The organism is Aeromicrobium phoceense, assembly GCF_013868155.1.
Lineage (GTDB): Bacteria > Actinomycetota > Actinomycetes > Propionibacteriales > Nocardioidaceae > Aeromicrobium > Aeromicrobium phoceense.
This window is the reverse complement of record NZ_JACEOG010000002.1, coordinates 110,354-127,418: the sequence shown is the minus strand read 5'-3', so window position 1 is coordinate 127,418 and position 17,065 is coordinate 110,354. Positions and strand designations below refer to the sequence as shown.

The 17,065-nt window shown below is 70.1% G+C and carries 10 protein-coding genes and 1 tRNA gene; 5 read left to right on the top strand and 6 right to left on the bottom strand.

Annotated features, from left to right (window positions below):
• Positions 1-28: 28 nt before the first annotated feature.
• Positions 29-904 carry a homocysteine S-methyltransferase family protein gene (locus H1W00_RS13805; RefSeq protein WP_206680083.1) on the bottom strand — a complete coding sequence of 292 codons (876 nt, stop codon included), beginning with the start codon at positions 902-904 and terminating at the stop codon, positions 29-31.
• A gap of 148 nt (positions 905-1,052) precedes the next feature.
• Here H1W00_RS13805 and icmF point away from each other — a divergent pair, with 148 nt between their 5' ends.
• Both icmF and H1W00_RS13795 read left to right on the top strand, forming a co-directional pair.
• Positions 1,053-4,241, top strand: coding sequence for a fused isobutyryl-CoA mutase/GTPase IcmF (gene icmF, locus H1W00_RS13800; RefSeq protein ID WP_181756412.1), 3,189 nt, complete (start codon positions 1,053-1,055; stop codon positions 4,239-4,241).
• 141 nt (positions 4,242-4,382) lie between these two features.
• Positions 4,383-5,552 carry an IS481 family transposase gene (locus H1W00_RS13795; RefSeq protein ID WP_181756411.1) on the top strand — a complete coding sequence of 390 codons (1,170 nt, stop codon included), beginning with the start codon at positions 4,383-4,385 and terminating at the stop codon, positions 5,550-5,552.
• A gap of 57 nt (positions 5,553-5,609) precedes the next feature.
• On the opposite strand, the gene H1W00_RS13790 is transcribed toward H1W00_RS13795, so the two are convergent.
• Together H1W00_RS13790 and H1W00_RS13785 are read right to left on the bottom strand one after the other, a co-directional pair.
• A tRNA-Met gene (locus tag H1W00_RS13790) sits at positions 5,610-5,686 on the bottom strand.
• A gap of 71 nt (positions 5,687-5,757) precedes the next feature.
• Entirely contained in the window at positions 5,758-9,153 is a 3,396-nt protein-coding gene (locus H1W00_RS13785) for a bifunctional proline dehydrogenase/L-glutamate gamma-semialdehyde dehydrogenase (protein WP_181756831.1), read from the bottom strand.
• Between the two features lie 159 nt (positions 9,154-9,312).
• Between H1W00_RS13785 and H1W00_RS13780 the strand changes: the two genes are divergently transcribed.
• Genes H1W00_RS13780 through H1W00_RS13770 form a run of 3 tightly spaced genes read left to right on the top strand, consistent with a single transcriptional unit; the run spans position 9,313 to position 12,451 of the window.
• Positions 9,313-10,221 (top strand): LysR substrate-binding domain-containing protein, encoded by a 909-nt coding sequence (locus tag H1W00_RS13780; RefSeq protein ID WP_181756410.1) that lies wholly within the window; start codon positions 9,313-9,315, stop codon positions 10,219-10,221.
• A gap of 10 nt (positions 10,222-10,231) precedes the next feature.
• Positions 10,232-11,950 (top strand): ubiquinone-dependent pyruvate dehydrogenase, encoded by a 1,719-nt coding sequence (gene poxB, locus H1W00_RS13775; RefSeq protein ID WP_181756409.1) that lies wholly within the window; start codon positions 10,232-10,234, stop codon positions 11,948-11,950.
• Between the two features lie 33 nt (positions 11,951-11,983).
• The gene (locus tag H1W00_RS13770) at positions 11,984-12,451 is read left to right on the top strand and encodes an aminoacyl-tRNA deacylase (protein WP_181756408.1); all 468 of its coding nucleotides are present in this window, start codon (positions 11,984-11,986) and stop codon (positions 12,449-12,451) included.
• A gap of 21 nt (positions 12,452-12,472) precedes the next feature.
• Here the strand turns inward: H1W00_RS13770 and H1W00_RS13765 are convergent, their stop codons facing one another.
• From H1W00_RS13765 to H1W00_RS13755, 3 genes are all read right to left on the bottom strand, one after another.
• On the bottom strand, positions 12,473-15,301 hold the full coding sequence (locus H1W00_RS13765) for a UPF0182 family membrane protein (protein WP_338072915.1): 2,829 nt from the start codon (positions 15,299-15,301) through the stop codon (positions 12,473-12,475).
• A 137-nt stretch (positions 15,302-15,438) separates the two neighbouring features.
• A complete protein-coding gene (locus H1W00_RS13760; protein WP_338072914.1) occupies positions 15,439-15,984 on the bottom strand; it encodes a PPA1309 family protein in 546 nt (181 codons plus the stop codon).
• Positions 15,977-17,047: a PDZ domain-containing protein gene (locus tag H1W00_RS13755; protein WP_181756406.1), complete on the bottom strand. Its 1,071-nt coding sequence runs from the start codon at positions 17,045-17,047 to the stop codon at positions 15,977-15,979. Before H1W00_RS13755 ends, H1W00_RS13760 begins: the two co-directional genes overlap by 8 nt.
• Positions 17,048-17,065: the final 18 nt, after the last annotated feature.

Genomic DNA, 17,065 nt, shown 5'->3' with positions numbered 1-17,065 from the left:
AGGGTCGGCACGGGACGAAGAAGTCGAGTCAGACCCCCCACATCGCGGCCACGTGGCGCGCATCCGTGCCACAACAGCCGCCCAGGACCTCGAGGTTGGCGAAGGCCTCCACGAGCGGACGCTGGTCGGCGGCCAGCTGCGCAGGGTCACCGCCGTCGAGCGTCTCCGCCGCGTCGAGCTCGGCGTGACTCATCGTCGAGGCGTTGACCCGCAGGCCGCCGATGCGGTCCTTCCAGGCGCCGTCGCGCATACCTCGCAGGACATGGCTCGGGTGGGCGCAGTTGACCAGGAAGTAATTCGGCCGGGCGACGGCGTCCACCGCCTCGATCGCCTCGGCGAGGGTCGTGCCGTCCGGAAGACGGCCGTCGGTCTCGACCGTGAAGCCGATGCCCACGTCGAGGCCCACGTCGGCGGCGGCGCGACTCACGCCGATCCCCTCGCCGACCTCGGTGAGGGTCAGGACCGTCGCCCGACCTGCGCCCGCCGCGGCGAAGGAGGCGAGCTGCGGGCGGTGGTACTCCGCCGCGGATTCCGGGTCGACCGGTCCCGCGGACGCGTATCCGTCACCGCGGGGGCCGACCATCCCGCCGACCTCCGCGCCGACGAGCTCGTCGGCGCGCGCGGCGGCCACCTCGTACAGGAACGCGACGCTCTCACGGTTGATGCGGTCGAGCGCCGCCGCGTCATACCCGAGCCGGGCGGCATGGTCGGGGTTGGCCCGCCACGTCGGCGTCTCCAGCAGCACCGGAGCCTCGGCGCGGACCGCGATGTCCACGTACGCCCGGAAGTAGTCCGCCAGAACGGCCCGGCCTTCGTCGCTGTCGAGCAGGGGGAAGGACGCGAACTCCGGGAGGTCGAAGCCGCGCAGGTAGATGAGGTCCGTCTCCAGGCCTCCGTCGGTCACGTGCCGCGGGCCCATCCTCTGGTTCTACTCCTCGGATGAGTCCACGACAATCCTCGCGGGCTCATCGCGGTTCTCCCGGCGGGCGCTGGATAATTACTAGGACGTCCTACTATATTGATAGGACATCCTAGTAATCAGTGAGGTCACCATGCACGCTCCCGTGAATCCGGTGCGCTTCGTCACCGCGTCGAGCCTCTTCGACGGCCACGACGCGAGCATCAACATCATGCGGCGCATCCTGCAGAGCCAGGGCGCGGAGGTGATCCACCTCGGCCACAACCGCTCCGTGGCCGAGATCGTCGACGCGGCGGTCGAGGAGGACGTGCAGGGCGTGGCGGTCAGCTCGTACCAGGGCGGGCACGTGGAGTACTTCGAGTACCTCGTCCAGCTGCTCGCCGAGCGCGGCGCGGGCCACATCAAGGTCTACGGGGGCGGCGGCGGGGTGATCGTGCCCGAGGAGGTCGCGCGGCTGCGCGAGGCCGGGGTGCGGATCTTCAGTCCCCAGGACGGTCAGCGCCTCGGACTGGTGGGCATGATCAACCAGCTCATCGAGGAGTGCGACGTCGACCTGACCGAGCTGGGTGTCCCGGACTCCGATGCCGTGCTGGCCGGGGACAGCGCCGCGGTGTCGCGGGCCGTGACCGCGGCCGAGACGGGCCGGCTGCCGGCTCCCCTGGCGCAGGCGATCGCGGAGGCGGCCGCCCGGTCGACGACGCCCGTCCTGGGCATCACGGGTACCGGCGGGTCCGGCAAGAGCTCGCTGACCGACGAGCTGGTCCGCCGCTTGCGCCTCGACCACGCCGACAAGCTGCGCGTCGCGGTGGTCGCCATCGATCCGACCCGGCGCAAGGGCGGGGGCGCGCTGCTGGGCGACCGCATCCGGATGAACGCCCTCGGCGGCCCGGTGTCGTTCCGGTCCCTGGCGACCCGGGGCAGCCACGAGGTCCCCGAGCACCTCGGCGACGTCATCGCCGTGCTCAAGGCGGCCGGGAACGACCTCGTGATCGTCGAGACGCCGGGCATCGGCCAGGGCGATGCGGGGATCCTGCCGTTCGTCGACCGGTCGCTCTACGTGATGACGCCGGAGTTCGGTGCGGCCAGCCAGCTGGAGAAGATCGACATGCTCGACTTCGCCGACGTCGTCGCGATCAACAAGTTCGAGCGTCGCGGCGCCAAGGACGCCCTGCGGGACGTGGGTCGCCAGCTGGTGCGCAACCGGGAGGCATTCGGCAAGCAGCCCGCGGACATGCCGGTGTTCGGCACCTCGGCGGCCCACTTCAACGACGACGGCGTGACCGCGCTCTACCAGGAGCTGCGGGACGTACTGGGACTCGAGCCGGGCGTCCTGCCTGCCGTGGACGTGCGGCACTCGACCGACGAGCACCACCTCGTGCCGCCGCAGCGCATCCGCTACCTCGCCGAGATCGCCGAGACGGTGCGCGGCTTCCACGCGGAGACCGAGCAGCTCGCCGACCTGGCCGATCGCGCCCAGCACCTCGCCACGGCGGCGGCGATGCTGCCCGACGACGAGGCGGTCCAGCAGGCCGCCCGCCGGGCCGTCGACGAGCTGCCTGCGCACGTGAGGGACACCTTCGACGCCTGGCCCGGGGTCGTCGAGTCGTACTCCGGCGACGAGCAGGTCGTGAAGGTGCGCGACCGCGAGCTCCGCTTCGCGCTGGCGCGCGAGACCCTCTCGGGCAACCAGGTGCGCCGCGTCAGCCTGCCGCGCTACCGCTCGCACGGCGATCTCGTGCGCTTCTGGCGACGCGAGAACCTGCCCGGCTTCTTCCCCTACACGGCGGGCGTGTTCACGTTCAAGCGCGACAACGAGGACCCGGCGCGCATGTTCGCCGGCGAGGGCGATCCCCTGCGGACGAACAAGCGCTTCAAGCTGCTCAGCGAGGGACAGCCGGCGACCCGGCTGTCCACGGCATTCGATTCGGTGACGCTGTACGGCCGCGACCCCGGCGAGCGCCCCGACATCTACGGCAAGGTCGGCACGTCCGGCGTCTCGGTGGCCACGCTCGACGACATGAAGACCCTGTACGACGGGTTCGACCTCGTGTCGCCGTCCACCAGCGTCTCGATGACGATCAACGGACCGGCGCCGACCGTGCTGGCCTTCTTCCTCAACACCGCGATCGACCAGCAGGTCGACGTCTTCCGCGAGCGGGAGGGTCGCGACCCGTCGGAGGCCGAGGCGGCCGAGCTGCGCACGTTCGCGCTGCAGAACGTCCGCGGCACCGTGCAGGCCGACATCCTCAAGGAGGACCAGGGCCAGAACACGTGCCTGTTCTCCACCGAGTTCAGCCTGCGGATGATGGGCGACATCCAGCAGTGGTTCATCGACCAGGGCGTGCGGAACTTCTACTCCGTCTCGATCTCGGGCTATCACATCGCCGAGGCCGGGGCGAACCCCATCAGCCAGCTGGCGTTCACCCTGAGCAACGGCTTCACCTACGTCGAGTCCTACCTCGCTCGCGGCATGGACATCGACGACTTCGCGCCGAACCTGTCGTTCTTCTTCAGCAACGGCATGGACCCCGAGTACTCGGTCATGGGCCGCGTCGCGCGCCGGATCTGGGCGATCGCGATGAAGGAGAAGTACGGCGCGAACGACCGCGGCCAGAAGCTGAAGTACCACGTCCAGACGTCGGGCCGCTCCCTGCACGCGCAGGAGATGAACTTCAACGACATCCGCACCACGCTGCAGGCCCTCATCGCGATCTACGACAACGCCAACAGCCTGCACACCAACGCGTTCGACGAGGCCGTGACCACCCCGTCGGAGGAGTCGGTGCGCCGCGCGCTCGCGATCCAGCTGATCATCAACCGCGAGTGGGGCCTGGCCATGAACGAGAACCCGCTCCAGGGCTCGTTCGTCATCGACGAGCTGACCGACCTCGTGGAGGAGGCCGTGCTGCGCGAGTTCGAGGCGATCAGCGAGCGCGGCGGCGTCCTCGGCGCGATGGAGACCGGCTACCAGCGCGGCCGAATCCAGGACGAGTCGATGCTCTACGAGCACCGCAAGCACGACGGCACGCTGCCGATCGTCGGCGTCAACACCTTCAAGAACCCGCACGGCGACGAGGTCCCGCAGAAGCTCGAGCTCGCCCGCGCGACCGAGGACGAGAAGCAGTCCCAGCTGCGTCGCCTCCGCGACTTCCAGCAGGCCCACCGCGACGAGTCCGAGGCAGCGCTCGCCCGCCTCAAGGAGGCCGCGGCGACCCATGAGAACGTGTTCGCCGTCCTCATGGACGCCGCCCGCGTCTGCTCGCTCCAGCAGGTCACCGAGGCGTTCTTCGAGGTCGGGGGCCAGTACCGCCGCAACGTCTGACGCGGCAGAGGAAACGCATCAGGCCCGGAATCCGAGGATTCCGGGCCTGATCTCGTGGTAGCGGGGGCAGTGTGCTGGTTCAGGACATAGGAAAGGGATCTCTCAGGACATAGGAAAGTCCGGACCCCGCGATGATCGGGGATGTCGAAGGCTCGCCTGGTCATCACCGCCGTGGTTCTCGAGGGCAGGAAGCAAGCCGAGGTCGCACGCTCCTACGGCGTCTCGCAGTCCTGGGTGTCCAAGCTCGTCGCCCGCTACCGGGCCGAAGGCGAGGCTGCGTTCGAACCCAGGTCTCGTCGACCCAAGACCTCACCGACCGCGATCGGCGCCCACACCGTCGACCTGATCCTGCGCCTGCGCAAAGAACTGTCCGGCCGCGGACTCGACGCCGGCCCCGACACCATCGCTTGGCACCTGACCCAACACCACCAGATCACCGTCTCGCCGGCCACCATCAGCCGCCGCCTGGCCAAGGCCGGCCTCGTCACGCCAGAGCCCAAGAAACGGCCACGATCCTCCTACGTCCGCTTCCAGTCGTCCATGCCGAACGAGACCTGGCAATCAGACTTCACCCACTACCGGCTGATCGACGGCCAAGACGTCGAGATCCTGACCTGGCTCGACGACTGCACCCGCTACGCCGTCCGCGTCACCGCCCACGCCCGGGTCACCACTCCGATCGTCCTGGCCGAGTTCCGCCACGCCTACGAAACCGCCGGAATCCCAGCCTCAACCCTCACCGACAACGGCATGGTCTTCACCGTCCGCCTTGCCGGCATCGGCCGCCAAGGGGGCCGCAACGCCTTCGAGAACGAACTACGCCGCCTGCACATCACCCAGAAGAACGGCCGCCCCAACCGGCCCACCACCCAAGGCAAAGTCGAGAGATTCCAGCAAACGATGAAGAAGTGGCTCCGCGCCCAACCAGACCAACCAGTCACGATCGGCGACCTACAGACACTCCTGAACACCTTCGTCGACCACTACAACCACCGGCGGCCGCACCGCTCGCTCCCGCACCAAGCAACCCCCGCCACCGTCTTCACCACGATGCCCAAAGCCCTCCCGAACGGCACCCGCGACCACGAAACCCACCACCGGATCCGCCACGACCGCGTCGATCAAAGCGGCGCGGTCACCCTGCGCATCGCCGGGAAACTCCACCACATCGGCATCGGCCGAACCCACACCCGAACCCACGTCATCCTGCTCATCGACGACCTCCACATCAGGATCATCAACGCCACCACCGGAGAACTCCTCCGCGACCTGATCATCGACCCCGACCGCGACTACCAACCCCAAAAATGAAAAGTTCCGGACCTGCTTCCGCAGGTCCGGAACTTTCCTATCTCTTGCGAGATCACATGGTAGCGGGGGCAGGATTTGAACCTGCGACCTCTGGGTTATGAGCCCAGCGAGCTACCGAACTGCTCCACCCCGCGTTGCTCAGACAACATTACCGGAGGGTTACTGCGAGCCCAAATCGGGGTGGCTGTGTTCACGACCACGCCCGTCAGATCAGGCCGTCGGTCAGGTAGTTCGGCGTGCCGAACCGGTGCGCGGTGATGCTCACGGCCTGCTCGTGCACGAACGGGAGCAGCTCCACGTGGCCGGCCTCGGTGGGGCGGCTCGCGTAGATCGCCAGGTCCGGCTTGCCGCCGGTCGCCTCGGCCACGGCGGAGCGGCTGGAGCCGACCAGGCGGACCCGGCCGTTGGTCAGGCGGGACGCCATGGCGATCCAGGCGGCGTCGTCCTCGACCATCACCGAGACCCCGAACGCACGCAGCGCGGTCCAAACTGCCTCGGGCACGTCGATCGCCGACGACACCTGCAGCGGTGCCCCGGATGTCAGGCCGGCACCGATCACGCGCAGCGCGTCGGCCAGCCGCGCGTCGGCGGCCAAGCGGATATGCACCCGCGTCGGGACGTACCGCAGGACGTTCCGCTCGACGGAGAGGTCCGAGATGTCGCGGGCGACGCCGAACTCCTCGCGCCACGCCACCGCGTCGCTGCCGAAGCCTCGCTCCAGGAAGGCCAGGTCGTCCGCCGGGAGGTGCGCCTCGCGCGCCGCCCGCAGCAGTCGCTCGGCCCGAGGCTCGGGGGCGGCGTCGGCCGACGACCGCGCAGGCGTCCACTCCCCCAGCCCGAAGAGGTAGTGAGGTCCGCCCGCCTTCGTGCCCGCGCCGATCGCCGACTTCTTCCAGCCACCGAACGGCTGGCGCCGCACGATCGCGCCGGTGGTGCCGCGATTCACGTAGAGGTTGCCCGCCTGCACGCCGTCGAGCCAGACCGCGATCTCCTCGGGGTCGAGCGCATGGAGACCGGCGGTGAGGCCGTAGTCGACCTGGTTCTGGATCGAGAGCGCCTCCTCCAGCGTCTCGGCGGTCATGATCCCCATGACCGGCCCGAAGTACTCGGTGAGGTGCGTCGTCGAGCCGCGCTTCACGCCGGTGCGGATGCCGGGCGACCAGAGCTGCCCGACCTCGTCGAGCTGACGCGGCTCCACCAGCCACGACTCCCCCGCGTCGAGAGTGGTCAGCCCGCGCAGCAGTTTGCCGCTCGCCGGCTCGATCAGCGGACCCATCTGCGTCTCCGGGTCGGACGGCCAGCCCACGGTCAGCGACGTCACCGCGTCGACCAGCTGCTCACGGAACCGCTTCGACGTCGCGACCGAGCCGACGAGGATCACCAGCGACGACGCCGAGCACTTCTGCCCCGCGTGGCCGAAGCCCGAGGCCGCGATGTCCTTGGCGGCGAGGTCGAAGTCGGCCGACGGCGTGACGACGATGGCGTTCTTGCCGCTCGTCTCGGCCAACAGCGGCAGATCGGGACGGAAGCTGCGGAACAGCTCGGCCGTCTCGTAGGCGCCGGTCAGGATGAGCCGGTCGACACGCGGGTCCGACACGAGCCGCTGGCCCAGGTCGGACTCCTCCACGTGCACGAGCCGCAGCACCTCACGCGGCACGCCGGCCTCCCACAGGGCCTCGACCATGACCGAGCCGCAGCGCGCGGCCTGCGGCGCCGGCTTGATGACCACGGCTGAGCCGGCGGCCAGCGCCGCCAGCGTGGAGCCCGCCGGGATCGCCACCGGGAAGTTCCACGGCGGCGTCACCACGGTCAGCCGCGACGGCACGAACGTGGCGCCGTCGACCGAGTCCAGGCCCCGGGCCAGGTGCGCGTAGTAGCGCGCGAAGTCGATCGCCTCGGACACCTCGGGATCGCCCTGGTCGAGCGTCTTGCCCGCCTCGGACGCCATGACCTCCAGCAGGTCGGCACGGCGCTGCTCGAGGCGCAGTGCGGCGCGCTCGAGGATCTCGGCGCGCTCGGCCGCGGGACGGTGGCCCCACGCCTCCCCCTCGGCGACGGCCGACGCGATGACCGACTCGAGCGCGTCGACATCGGTCAGCGTGTGCTCCGCGACGAGGTCCTCCCCGAGCCTCGAGCCCGGCACCCTCGTGAGGATCTCCCGGCCCCACAGCCGGTTGGCCGGCAGAGACGGATCGGTGTCGGGCGTGTTCCCGAACGGCGCGCCCGGCTCCACCTCGGCCACGGGAGCCGAGCGGTCCTGCGTGCGGTTCGGCTCGGGGACCGAGTCGTCCAGCGCGACCAGCGAGGCCAGGAAGCGGTTCTTCTCGCGCTCGAACAACTCACTGTCGTCGTTGAGCTCGAACACGGCCGACATGAAGTTGTCGTGGCTCGCGCCCTCCTCGAGGCGGCGGATCAGGTAGGCGATCGCGACGTCGAAGTCCTTCGGGTGCACGACCGGCGTGTAGAGCAGCAGCCCGCCCACGTCCCGGCGCACGACCTCGGCCTGGCTCTGCGCCATGCCCAGCAGCATCTCGATCTCGACGCCGTCACGCACGCCCCGCTCCCCCGCCAGCAGCCAGGCGTGGGCGAGGTCGAACAGGTTGTGGCCGGCCACGCCGATGCGCACGTTGGCGATCCGCTCGGGGTGCATCGCGTAGTCGAGGACGCGCTTGTAGTTGGTGTCCGACTCCTGCTTCGTCGACCACGTCGCGAGCGGCCAGCCGTGGATCGCCGCATCCACGCGCTCCATGGGCAGGTTGGCCCCCTTCACGACGCGCACCTTGATGCCGGCGCCGCCGCGTGCCCGGCGTGCGGCCGACCACTCCTGCAGGTGGATCATCGCGCGCACCGAGTCGGGCAGGTAGGCCTGCAGCACGATGCCGGCCTCGAGGTCCTCCAGGCCGGGGGTGTCCAGGATCCGGGTGAAGACCGCGATCGTCAGGTCGAGGTCGTGGTACTCCTCCATGTCGAGGTTGATGAACTTCGGCGACGAGGCCGCGGCGGCCTCGCGGTACAGCGGGAGCAGGTTCTCGGCGACGTGATCGACCGCCTCGTCGAAGGCCCACGGCGAGTGCGGTGGCACGGTCGAGGACACCTTGATCGACACGTAGTCCACGTCCGGCTGGGCCAGTAGCTCGTGCGTGCCCTGCAGGCGGCGGGCCGCCTCCCGCTCGCCCAGCACGGCCTCGCCCAGCAGGTTGATGTTCAGCCGCACGCCGTCGCGGCGGATCTTGGCGATACTGCGGCCCAGCCTCGCGTCGGTCGCGTCGACGATGAGGTGTCCCACGAGCGACCGCAGTGCACGGCGCACGATCGGGATCACGAGGCGTGGCACGACACGGCCGGCCAACGCGCCGAGGCGCACGGCGTTGCGGAGGTGCCATGGCAGGAACGCCGGCACGTCGGAGGCCAGGGCGGCGAAGTTCCGCGCCGCGATCCTCGGGTCCTCCGGGCGGATCACGCCGTCGATGAACCCCACCGTGAAGTCCAGGCCCTTCGGGTCCTTGAGCAGTCCGGCCAGCTGGGCACCGGCCTTGTCGGCGGGCACCTGCGCCGACTCGGCGAGCCAGCGACGGACGAGCGCGACCGACTCCTCGGCCAGCGGGTCGGCGGTCGGCGGGGCGGGACGGGGTCACCTGGTCGATCACGGGGAGGCCTTCCAAGGAGAGATCACGGCGTCATCCCAGTGTGAGCCGGACCACGAGTTAAGGTAAAGCGATCTTTTGTGACCGATATCGATCAGATTCGATGAAGGATTGCCATGCTCGACGTCCGCCGCCTCCGACTCCTGCGCGAGCTGCAGATCCGGGGCACCCTGGCCAGCGTCGCGGCCGCCCTGCACCAGTCCCCCTCGTCCGTCTCGCAGCAGCTCTCGCTGCTCGAGCAGGAGGTCGGGGTCGAGCTGCTGCGCAAGGTCGGGCGCCGCGTCCAGCTCACGCCGCAGGCCGAGATCCTCGTCGAGCACACCTCGGCGGTCCTCGAGCGACTGGAGCAGGCCGAGTCCGACCTGGCCGCCTCCCTCGACGAGGCCACGGGCACCTTCCGTCTCGCGGTGTTCCAGTCCGTCGCGCTGGCGCTGATGCCCGCGACGCTGTCGATCCTGGAGACCGAGCACCCCCGCCTGCGCGTGACGATGACCCAACGCGAGCCCGAGTCGGCCCTGTACGAGACCTGGGCGCGCGAGTTCGACCTCGTCATCGCCGAGAAGTACCCCGGCCACAACACCCCGTGGCATCCCGAGCTCGACGCGGTCGACCTGACCACCGACGAGGTGCGGCTCGCCGTGCCGCCCGCCGGCCGCCGGTTCGGCGACATCACCTCGATCGCCGAGGCCGCCGACGCACCGTGGGTCATGGAGCCACCGGGCGTCGCCTCGCGGCACTTCGCCGAGCAGGCCTGCCGGGTGGCCGGCTTCGAGCCCGACGTCCGCTACGAGACCGCCGACCTCCAGGCGCAGATCAGCCTCATCGAGTCGGGTCACGCCGTGGCGCTGCTCCCCGACCTGCTGTGGCTGAACCGCGAGCCTCCCGTGGCGCTGCACCGGCTGGACGGCCGCCCGCACCGCACGATCTTCACCTCCGCGCGACGCGCCTCGGCCCCCTCCCCCGGCGTCGCCGCCACGCGGCAGGCGCTGTCGCGCGCGGTGGCGGCAGGACGCGGCGGAGCCTAGCGTCGAGGTCATGGCCACCATCGCGAAGAACATCGTCGACACGCTCGAGGCCAACGGGGTCGAGCGCGTCTACGGCATCCCCGGCGACTCCCTCAACGGGTTCACCGACGCGCTGCGGAACTCGCAGGTGGAGTGGGTCCAGGTCCGCCACGAGGAGGCCGCGGCCTTCGCCGCGGCGGGCGAGGCGGCGACGACGGGACGACTGGCGGTCTGCGCCGGCAGCTGCGGCCCGGGCAACCTGCACCTGATCAACGGCCTCTACGACGCGAACCGGTCGCGCGTGCCGGTCCTCGCGATCGCCGCGCACATCCCGACGTCCGAGATCGGCACCGGCTACTTCCAGGAGACCCACCCGCAGGAGCTGTTCCGCGAGTGCAGCGTCTTCGTGGAGCACGTCTCGAGCCCGTCCCAGATGCCACGGATGATGCGGATCGCGATGCAGACGGCCATCGAGAAGCAGGGCGTCGCGGTGCTGGTGGTCCCCGGCGACGTCGCCCTGATGGAGGCGAGGGACGAGACCGTCACGGTGGTGCGGGAGTCCGAGCCCCGCGTCACGCCCTCCGCCGCCGAGCTCCAGCGCGCCGCCGACCTGCTGAACGGCGCCGGCAAGGTGACGATCCTCGCCGGCGCGGGCTGTGCGGGCGCGCACGACGAGCTGATCACGCTGGCCGACCACCTCGGCGCGCCGGTCGTGCACGCGCTGCGCGGCAAGGAGCACGTCGAGTGGGAGAACCCGTTCGACGTGGGCATGACGGGCCTGCTGGGCTTCGCCTCGGGCTACCGGGCGATCGAGGCGTGCGACGCCCTGCTGATGCTGGGCACCGACTTCCCCTACCCCGACTTCTACCCGGACGCGACGATCATCCAGGTCGACGTCCGCGGTGAGCAGCTGGGCCGCCGCGTCCCCCTCGACCTCGGACTCGTCGGCACGGTGCGCGACACCACGAGGGCCCTGCTGCCACTGCTCGAGCGCAAGGAGCGTCGCAAGCACCTCGACGACTCCGTGTCCCACTACAGGAAGACGCGCGAGAAGCTCGACGACCTCGCCGAGCCGGTCAAGGAGGGGCGCGCCCAGCACCCGCAGTTCGTGGCGCGGGCGATCGACCGTCTCGCGGCCGACGACGCGGTCTTCCTCCCTGACGTCGGCTCGCCCGTCATGTGGGCGGCCCGCTACCTGCACATGAACGGCCGCCGCCGACTGGTCGGGTCGTTCAGCCACGGCTCGATGGCCAACGCCGTGTCGCAGGCGATCGGCGTGCAGTCGGCGCATCCGGGACGGCAGGTCGTCGCCCTCGCCGGCGACGGCGGGCTCACCATGATGCTCGGCGAGCTGATCACGCTCGTCCAGCAGGAACTGCCGGTGAAGGTGGTGGTCTTCGAGAACAGCTCGCTGAACTTCGTCGAGCTGGAGATGAAGGCCGCCGGCTTCGTGAACTGGGGCACGGGCCTGCGCAACCCCGACTTCGCGCAGGTGGCCGAGTCGATCGGCCTGCGCGGCATCCGCGTGGACCGGTCGGCCGACCTCGAGCCCGCCCTCGCCGAGGCGTTCGCGCACGACGGCCCGGCGCTGGTCAACGTCATCACCGAGCGCCAGGAGGTGACCGTGCCGCCGTCCGTCACCGCCACCCAGCTGAAGGGCTTCTCCCTCTACGCCCTGCGCACCGTGATGTCGGGCCGCGGCGACGAGATCATCGACCTCGCCCGCGCGAACCTGCGTCAGGTGCTCTGAGCGGACCCCGCCGAGCGGACCTAGGCTCGGCACATGAGCGAGGAACGCGCCATCGCCGCCTTGGACGCCGCGGGCGTCCGCCACACGGTCACCCGTCACGGGCAGGTGGGCTCGCTGGCCGAGGCCGCCGCCGCACGCGGCGTCGATCCCGATCGCATTGTCAAGACCCTGGTGGTGCGCCGGTCCGGTGACGAGTATTTGTTCGTCCTCGTGCCCGGTGACCGTCAGATCAGCTGGCCCAAGCTGCGGGCGGTGCTGGGGGTCTCGCGACTGTCGATGCCGCCGGCCGAGGACGCGTTCGCGGCCACCGGCTACGAGCGTGGCACGATCACGCCGTTCGGCTCGAGCCACGCCTGGCCGGTCATCGCCGATGCCGCGGTGGAGGGCACGATCTCGCTGGGCGCGGGCGCCCACGGCGTGGCCGTCACGGTGGAGTCCGCCGACGTGATCGCCGCGCTGGACGCCACCGTGGCCGATGTCACCGACTCCCCCACCGACTGACGGCGGGGGCGCCGGCGACCACTAGCCGAGGAGTCGCTGCGCGGCCTCGAGCGCGTTGGCCATCGAGTCGATCCGAGCCTGGTAGGTGGCGAGGTCGCCGTCCTCCAGCGCGGCCTGCGCCTGGTCGTAGTAGCGCGACGCGTCGGCCAGGTACTCCTCGGCCGTCTTGGCCTCGCCCGCTTCGCCGCCGGGCTCACCCTCGGGTGCCGGCTCCTCCGGCTCGGGTGTGCCGTTCTGCTCCAGGCCTAGCGCCGCACGCAGCGCCTCGTCGAGGGTCTGGCCGACGCCGACACCTTCACCGAAGGTGGCGGTGATCAGCTGCAGCACCGGGTAGGAGCCCTCGCCCACGCGCTGGATGTAGATCGGCTGTACGTAGAGCATCGCGCCCCCGACCGGCAGGGTCAGCAGGTTGCCGCGCAGGATCCGCGTGTTCTGCGACTGCTCGTACTGCAGCAGCGCAGCACGCACGCCGGCATCGGACTCGAACTGGGCCGCGATCTGGTTCGGACCACCGACCCGCGTGTCGCTGGGCAGCTCCAAGATCTGCAACTTGCCGTAGTTCTCGCTGTCGGACGCCTCGGAGTTCACGCTCATGAACGACGCCAGGTTCTGGCGGTTGTTCGGCAGGTAGACGCTCGTGAGGCTGAACCGCGAGTTCTCCTCACCGGGACGGCTCATCGAGAGGTAGTACGGCGGCTGCTTCGTGCTGCCGGCGGCCGAGGGATCCTCGGGGATCTTCCAGCGCTCGCCGTCCTCGTAGAACGTCTGGGCGTTGGTCACGTGGTAGCGGCTGAGCACGTCGCGCTGCACTTTGAACAGGTCCACCGGGTAGCGCAGGTGCTGCAGCAGCGACTCGCTGATCTCGGACTTCGGCTCGACCACGCCGGGGAAGACCTTTGACCACGTCTTCAGGATCGGGTCCTCGGTGTCCCACTCGTAGAGCTTCACCGTGCCGTCGTAGGCGTCGACCACGGCCTTGACCGAGTTGCGCATGTAGTTGACCTGGTCGGTCGGCAGCGCGATCTGGCTGGCGCCGTCGGTCAGCGTGTCGCTCGTGGCCTCGGCCAGCGAGCGCGACTCCGAGTACGGGTAGGAGTTGCTCGTCGTGTAGCCGTCGACGATCCAGACGACCTTGCCGTCGACGACCGCGGGGTACGTGTCGCCGTCGAGCGTCAGCCACGGCGCCACCTTGCGGACGCGGTCGCGCGGGTGACGGTCGTAGATGATCTTGGAGTTGCTGTTGACGCGGTCCGACAGCACGATGTTCGGCTCGGCGAACTTGAAGGCGTAGAGCACCTGGTTGAACAGGGAGCCCATCTCGACGCCGCCCTTGCCGTCGTACGTGTTGGCCGTGGAGTCGCCGTCGCCGGCCTCCTCCTCGGCTGTACCGCCGCCACGGGGCGTGTCGACCTCGATGGGGTTCGCGTCGTCGGGACGGCCCACGATCGAGTACGACGGCGACTTCTCGCCGAAGTAGATGCGCGGCGCGTCCTCGAACTCCAGCTCGCCGGTGGGCGGGATGTCCTTCGCGACCCACACCGGCTCGCCCTGCGAGCCGCGCTTGTTGCCGTAGGCCGCGATGACGCCGTAGCCGTGCGTGTAGACGGTGTGGTCGTTCGACCAGGTGCGCTGCGAGGCCTGCAGGCCGTCGAGGTCGACCTCGCGCGCCGCGATGATGACGTCCTGCGGCTGCGGGTCGTCGCCGATCGCGTAGCGGTCGACGTCGAGCGTGCTCTGCACCGTGTAGTAGCCGCGCACCTGCTGCAGCTGCTGGAACGCCGGGGAGATGAGGGTCGGGTCGAGCAGACGGGTGCTGACGCGCGCCTCGGCCGAGGCGTTCAGCTCCTGCGGGGTCAGCTCGGTCTTGGCCGAGTAGTCCTGCGTCTGGACGTCGGCGACGTTGAACCCCTCGCGGGTGCCCTCGATGTTCTTCTCCAGGTACGGACCCTCGCGGTCGGGCTCGGACGGTTTGACCTGGAACTGCTGCATGATCGCGGGCCACGCGGCACCGATCAGCAACGACGTCAGGAACCACAGGCCCAGGCCCAGCGCCGGCAGCGTCCAGGAGCGCAGGAAGATCGTGGAGAAGAACATCAGCGCGCACAGGATGGCCACGATCATGAGGATGTTCTTGGCCGGGATTTCGGCGTTCGCGCCGGTGTGCTTGATGCCGTCGAACAGGCCGGAGCTGTCGTAGGCCATCGCGTAGCGGTCGAGCCAGTACTTCGCGGCCCGCACGAGCATCGCCAGGCCGATGAGCACGGCCACCTGGACCTGCGCGGCGCGACTGAAGTTGGGGCCCTTCGTGCCGAGGCGGACCCCGCCGAACACGTAGTGGACGAACACGACCGCGATGGCGGTGATGAGCAGCAGGGCGAACACGAACGACACGATGAACTGCAGCCACGGCATGTCGAAGACGTAGAAGCCCACGTCCTTGCCGAAGTGGGCGTCCTTGGTGCCGAACGCCTCGCCGTTGCGCCACAGCTGGAACGTCTCCCACCGGCTGCTCCCGATGATGCCGGAGAAGAAGCCCACGAAGCCGGCGACGGCCAGCAGGGCCCACTTGGCGATCGGGGTGATCGCGAGGCGGTACCGGGCGGCGGGGTCGTCGCGACGCAGTCCGAGCGGGTTCGGGCGGTTGCGGTGCGCCAGCCAGATGTTCGCGCCGATCACGAGGGCGCCGAAGAGGGCGAAGCCAACGAAGAGCACACCCCGCGTCAGCAGGACCTTGGTGAACACGCCCTGGAAGTCGACCGAGGCGTACCAGAGGCGCTCGGTCCAGAGGCTGACGAACAGCGATCCGAGGACCAGCAGGGCGGCCAGCGTGACGATCGTCGGGATCAGCACTCTCCGCCCTCGGTCGGAACGCGGTTCAGGCTCGCGTCGAGGGGGTGTCGATCCGAAGATGTCGCTCACGGTGCTCCTGGCTCACAACGGTGTGGGTCTGGTCCCGTCAGCCTACGGGGTGCGGAAGAACCGCAGGGTCAGGAGTCCTCGGCGAGGGTCTGCGTCAGCAGGTCGACGAGTCCGGGCACGAGATCGGGCCCCTCGATCAGCGGCGCGTCCTCGGGGGCGCGCGGGCGCACCGCCACGTGCGCGGGACCGTCGCGCAGCACCGCGGCGACGATCCGCATCTCCTGGCGATCGGGGTGCTGGGCGGCGAAGTCCGCCACCGCCGCGGGGTCGCTCGGGAGGTCGTCCTCGGCCTCGGCCGGCAGCGTGATCCGCTCCATCACCACGGCGCACCCGGCGACCTCGCCCGGCCAGCCGATCTCGGGCAGCAGGTCCTCGACCTCGCGGTCGTGCGGCAGCTCCTGCTCGATCGGCGTGTAGGAGTCGGGGTCACCGAGCTCGTCGGCCAGCTCGGGCTGGGCGGCCAGCAGGTCGGCGGTCAGGACGAGGGCGAACAGCCGGGGCGCCTGGTCCCAGCCGCCGTCGTTCACGTGGCCCTCCACCTCGAGGGCGGCTCGTCGCACGGGCGAGTCGGCCCCCAGGCCGCCGCCGCTCACGGTCAGCTCCGGATCACTCACAGGTCGCCACCTCCGCCTTTGGGTCCTTCGCGAGCGTGCCCAGCGCATCGATCGCGTCCTGCAGCTTCTCCACCTTCACCAGCGTCATGCCGAAGTCATCTCCCTGGATCGCCTCGTCGCAGTTGTCCGCGGGCACGAGGAAGATGTCGGCCCCCGACTCCGCCGCACCGGCCATCTTCTGGCGCACGCCACCGATGGAGCCGACCGTGCCCTCAGGATCGATCGTGCCCGTTCCGGCCACGTTCTGCCCGCCGGTGAGCGCGCCCGGCGTCAGCGCATCGTAGATCGCCAGGGCGAACATCGTGCCCGCGCTCGGCCCGCCGACGCGGTCGCCGATGTGGTTCTGGATGTCGATCGGGAACTGGAAGGTCGAGCCGACGGCGATGCCGATGCGCGCCTTGTCGGGGTCGTCGTCCATCGCGGTGGTCGTGATCGTGACGGTCCCGTCCCGGCCGTCCCGGCGGTACCCGATGGTGACGTCGTCGCCGGGCTTGCGCGCCCCGATCGCCTGGCCCACGGCCTCCTGCGTGGCGACCTTGCGACCGTCGACGGTCAGCAGGACGTCGTCGACCTCGAGCTTTCCCTGCGCGGGTCCGTCCTCGACGACACCGGCCACCTTCGGGACCTCGGCGACCTCGCGGCCGGCCGCCCGCAGCGCCGCGGCCCGCGACGCGTCCTGGGAGCTGGCGAGCTCGGCGGCGCCCGCGGCCTTGGACTGCTCGTCCGTCTGGCGGTCGGGGTACAGGAAGTCGTGGGGCACGACCGCGACGTCGGGATCGAGCCAGCCCTCGATCGCACCGGCGAGCGACATCCGCGACTCGGCGCGGGTGACCGAGACCGTGGTGAAGTCCAGGCGGCCGTCCGTGGGATAGGTGCGCACGTCCTTGCCGAAGGTCAGCATCGGGGTGCCGTCGAGCTCGCCGAGGGTGTTGAACACCGGGCCCGGCCGCATCGTCACGAACGGGACGGGCAGGAAGGCCACGAGGCACGTCAGCACCGTCACGACGGCCAGGCCGACGGACAGGGTGAGGGTGCGGCGACTCAGGCGCTGCGGCGATGACACATCGAACACCCTAGAGGC

What these genes read in the sequence shown, in the direction of transcription:
- H1W00_RS13770 (WP_181756408.1), top strand. Translation starts at nt 11,984, where the DNA reads ATGAGCGAGGAACGCGCCATCGCCGCCTTGGACGCCGCGGGCGTCCGC.
- icmF (WP_181756412.1), top strand. Translation starts at nt 1,053, where the DNA reads ATGCACGCTCCCGTGAATCCGGTGCGCTTCGTCACCGCGTCGAGCCTC.
- H1W00_RS13795 (WP_181756411.1), top strand. Translation starts at nt 4,383, where the DNA reads ATGTCGAAGGCTCGCCTGGTCATCACCGCCGTGGTTCTCGAGGGCAGG.
- H1W00_RS13780 (WP_181756410.1), top strand. Translation starts at nt 9,313, where the DNA reads ATGCTCGACGTCCGCCGCCTCCGACTCCTGCGCGAGCTGCAGATCCGG.
- poxB (WP_181756409.1), top strand. Translation starts at nt 10,232, where the DNA reads ATGGCCACCATCGCGAAGAACATCGTCGACACGCTCGAGGCCAACGGG.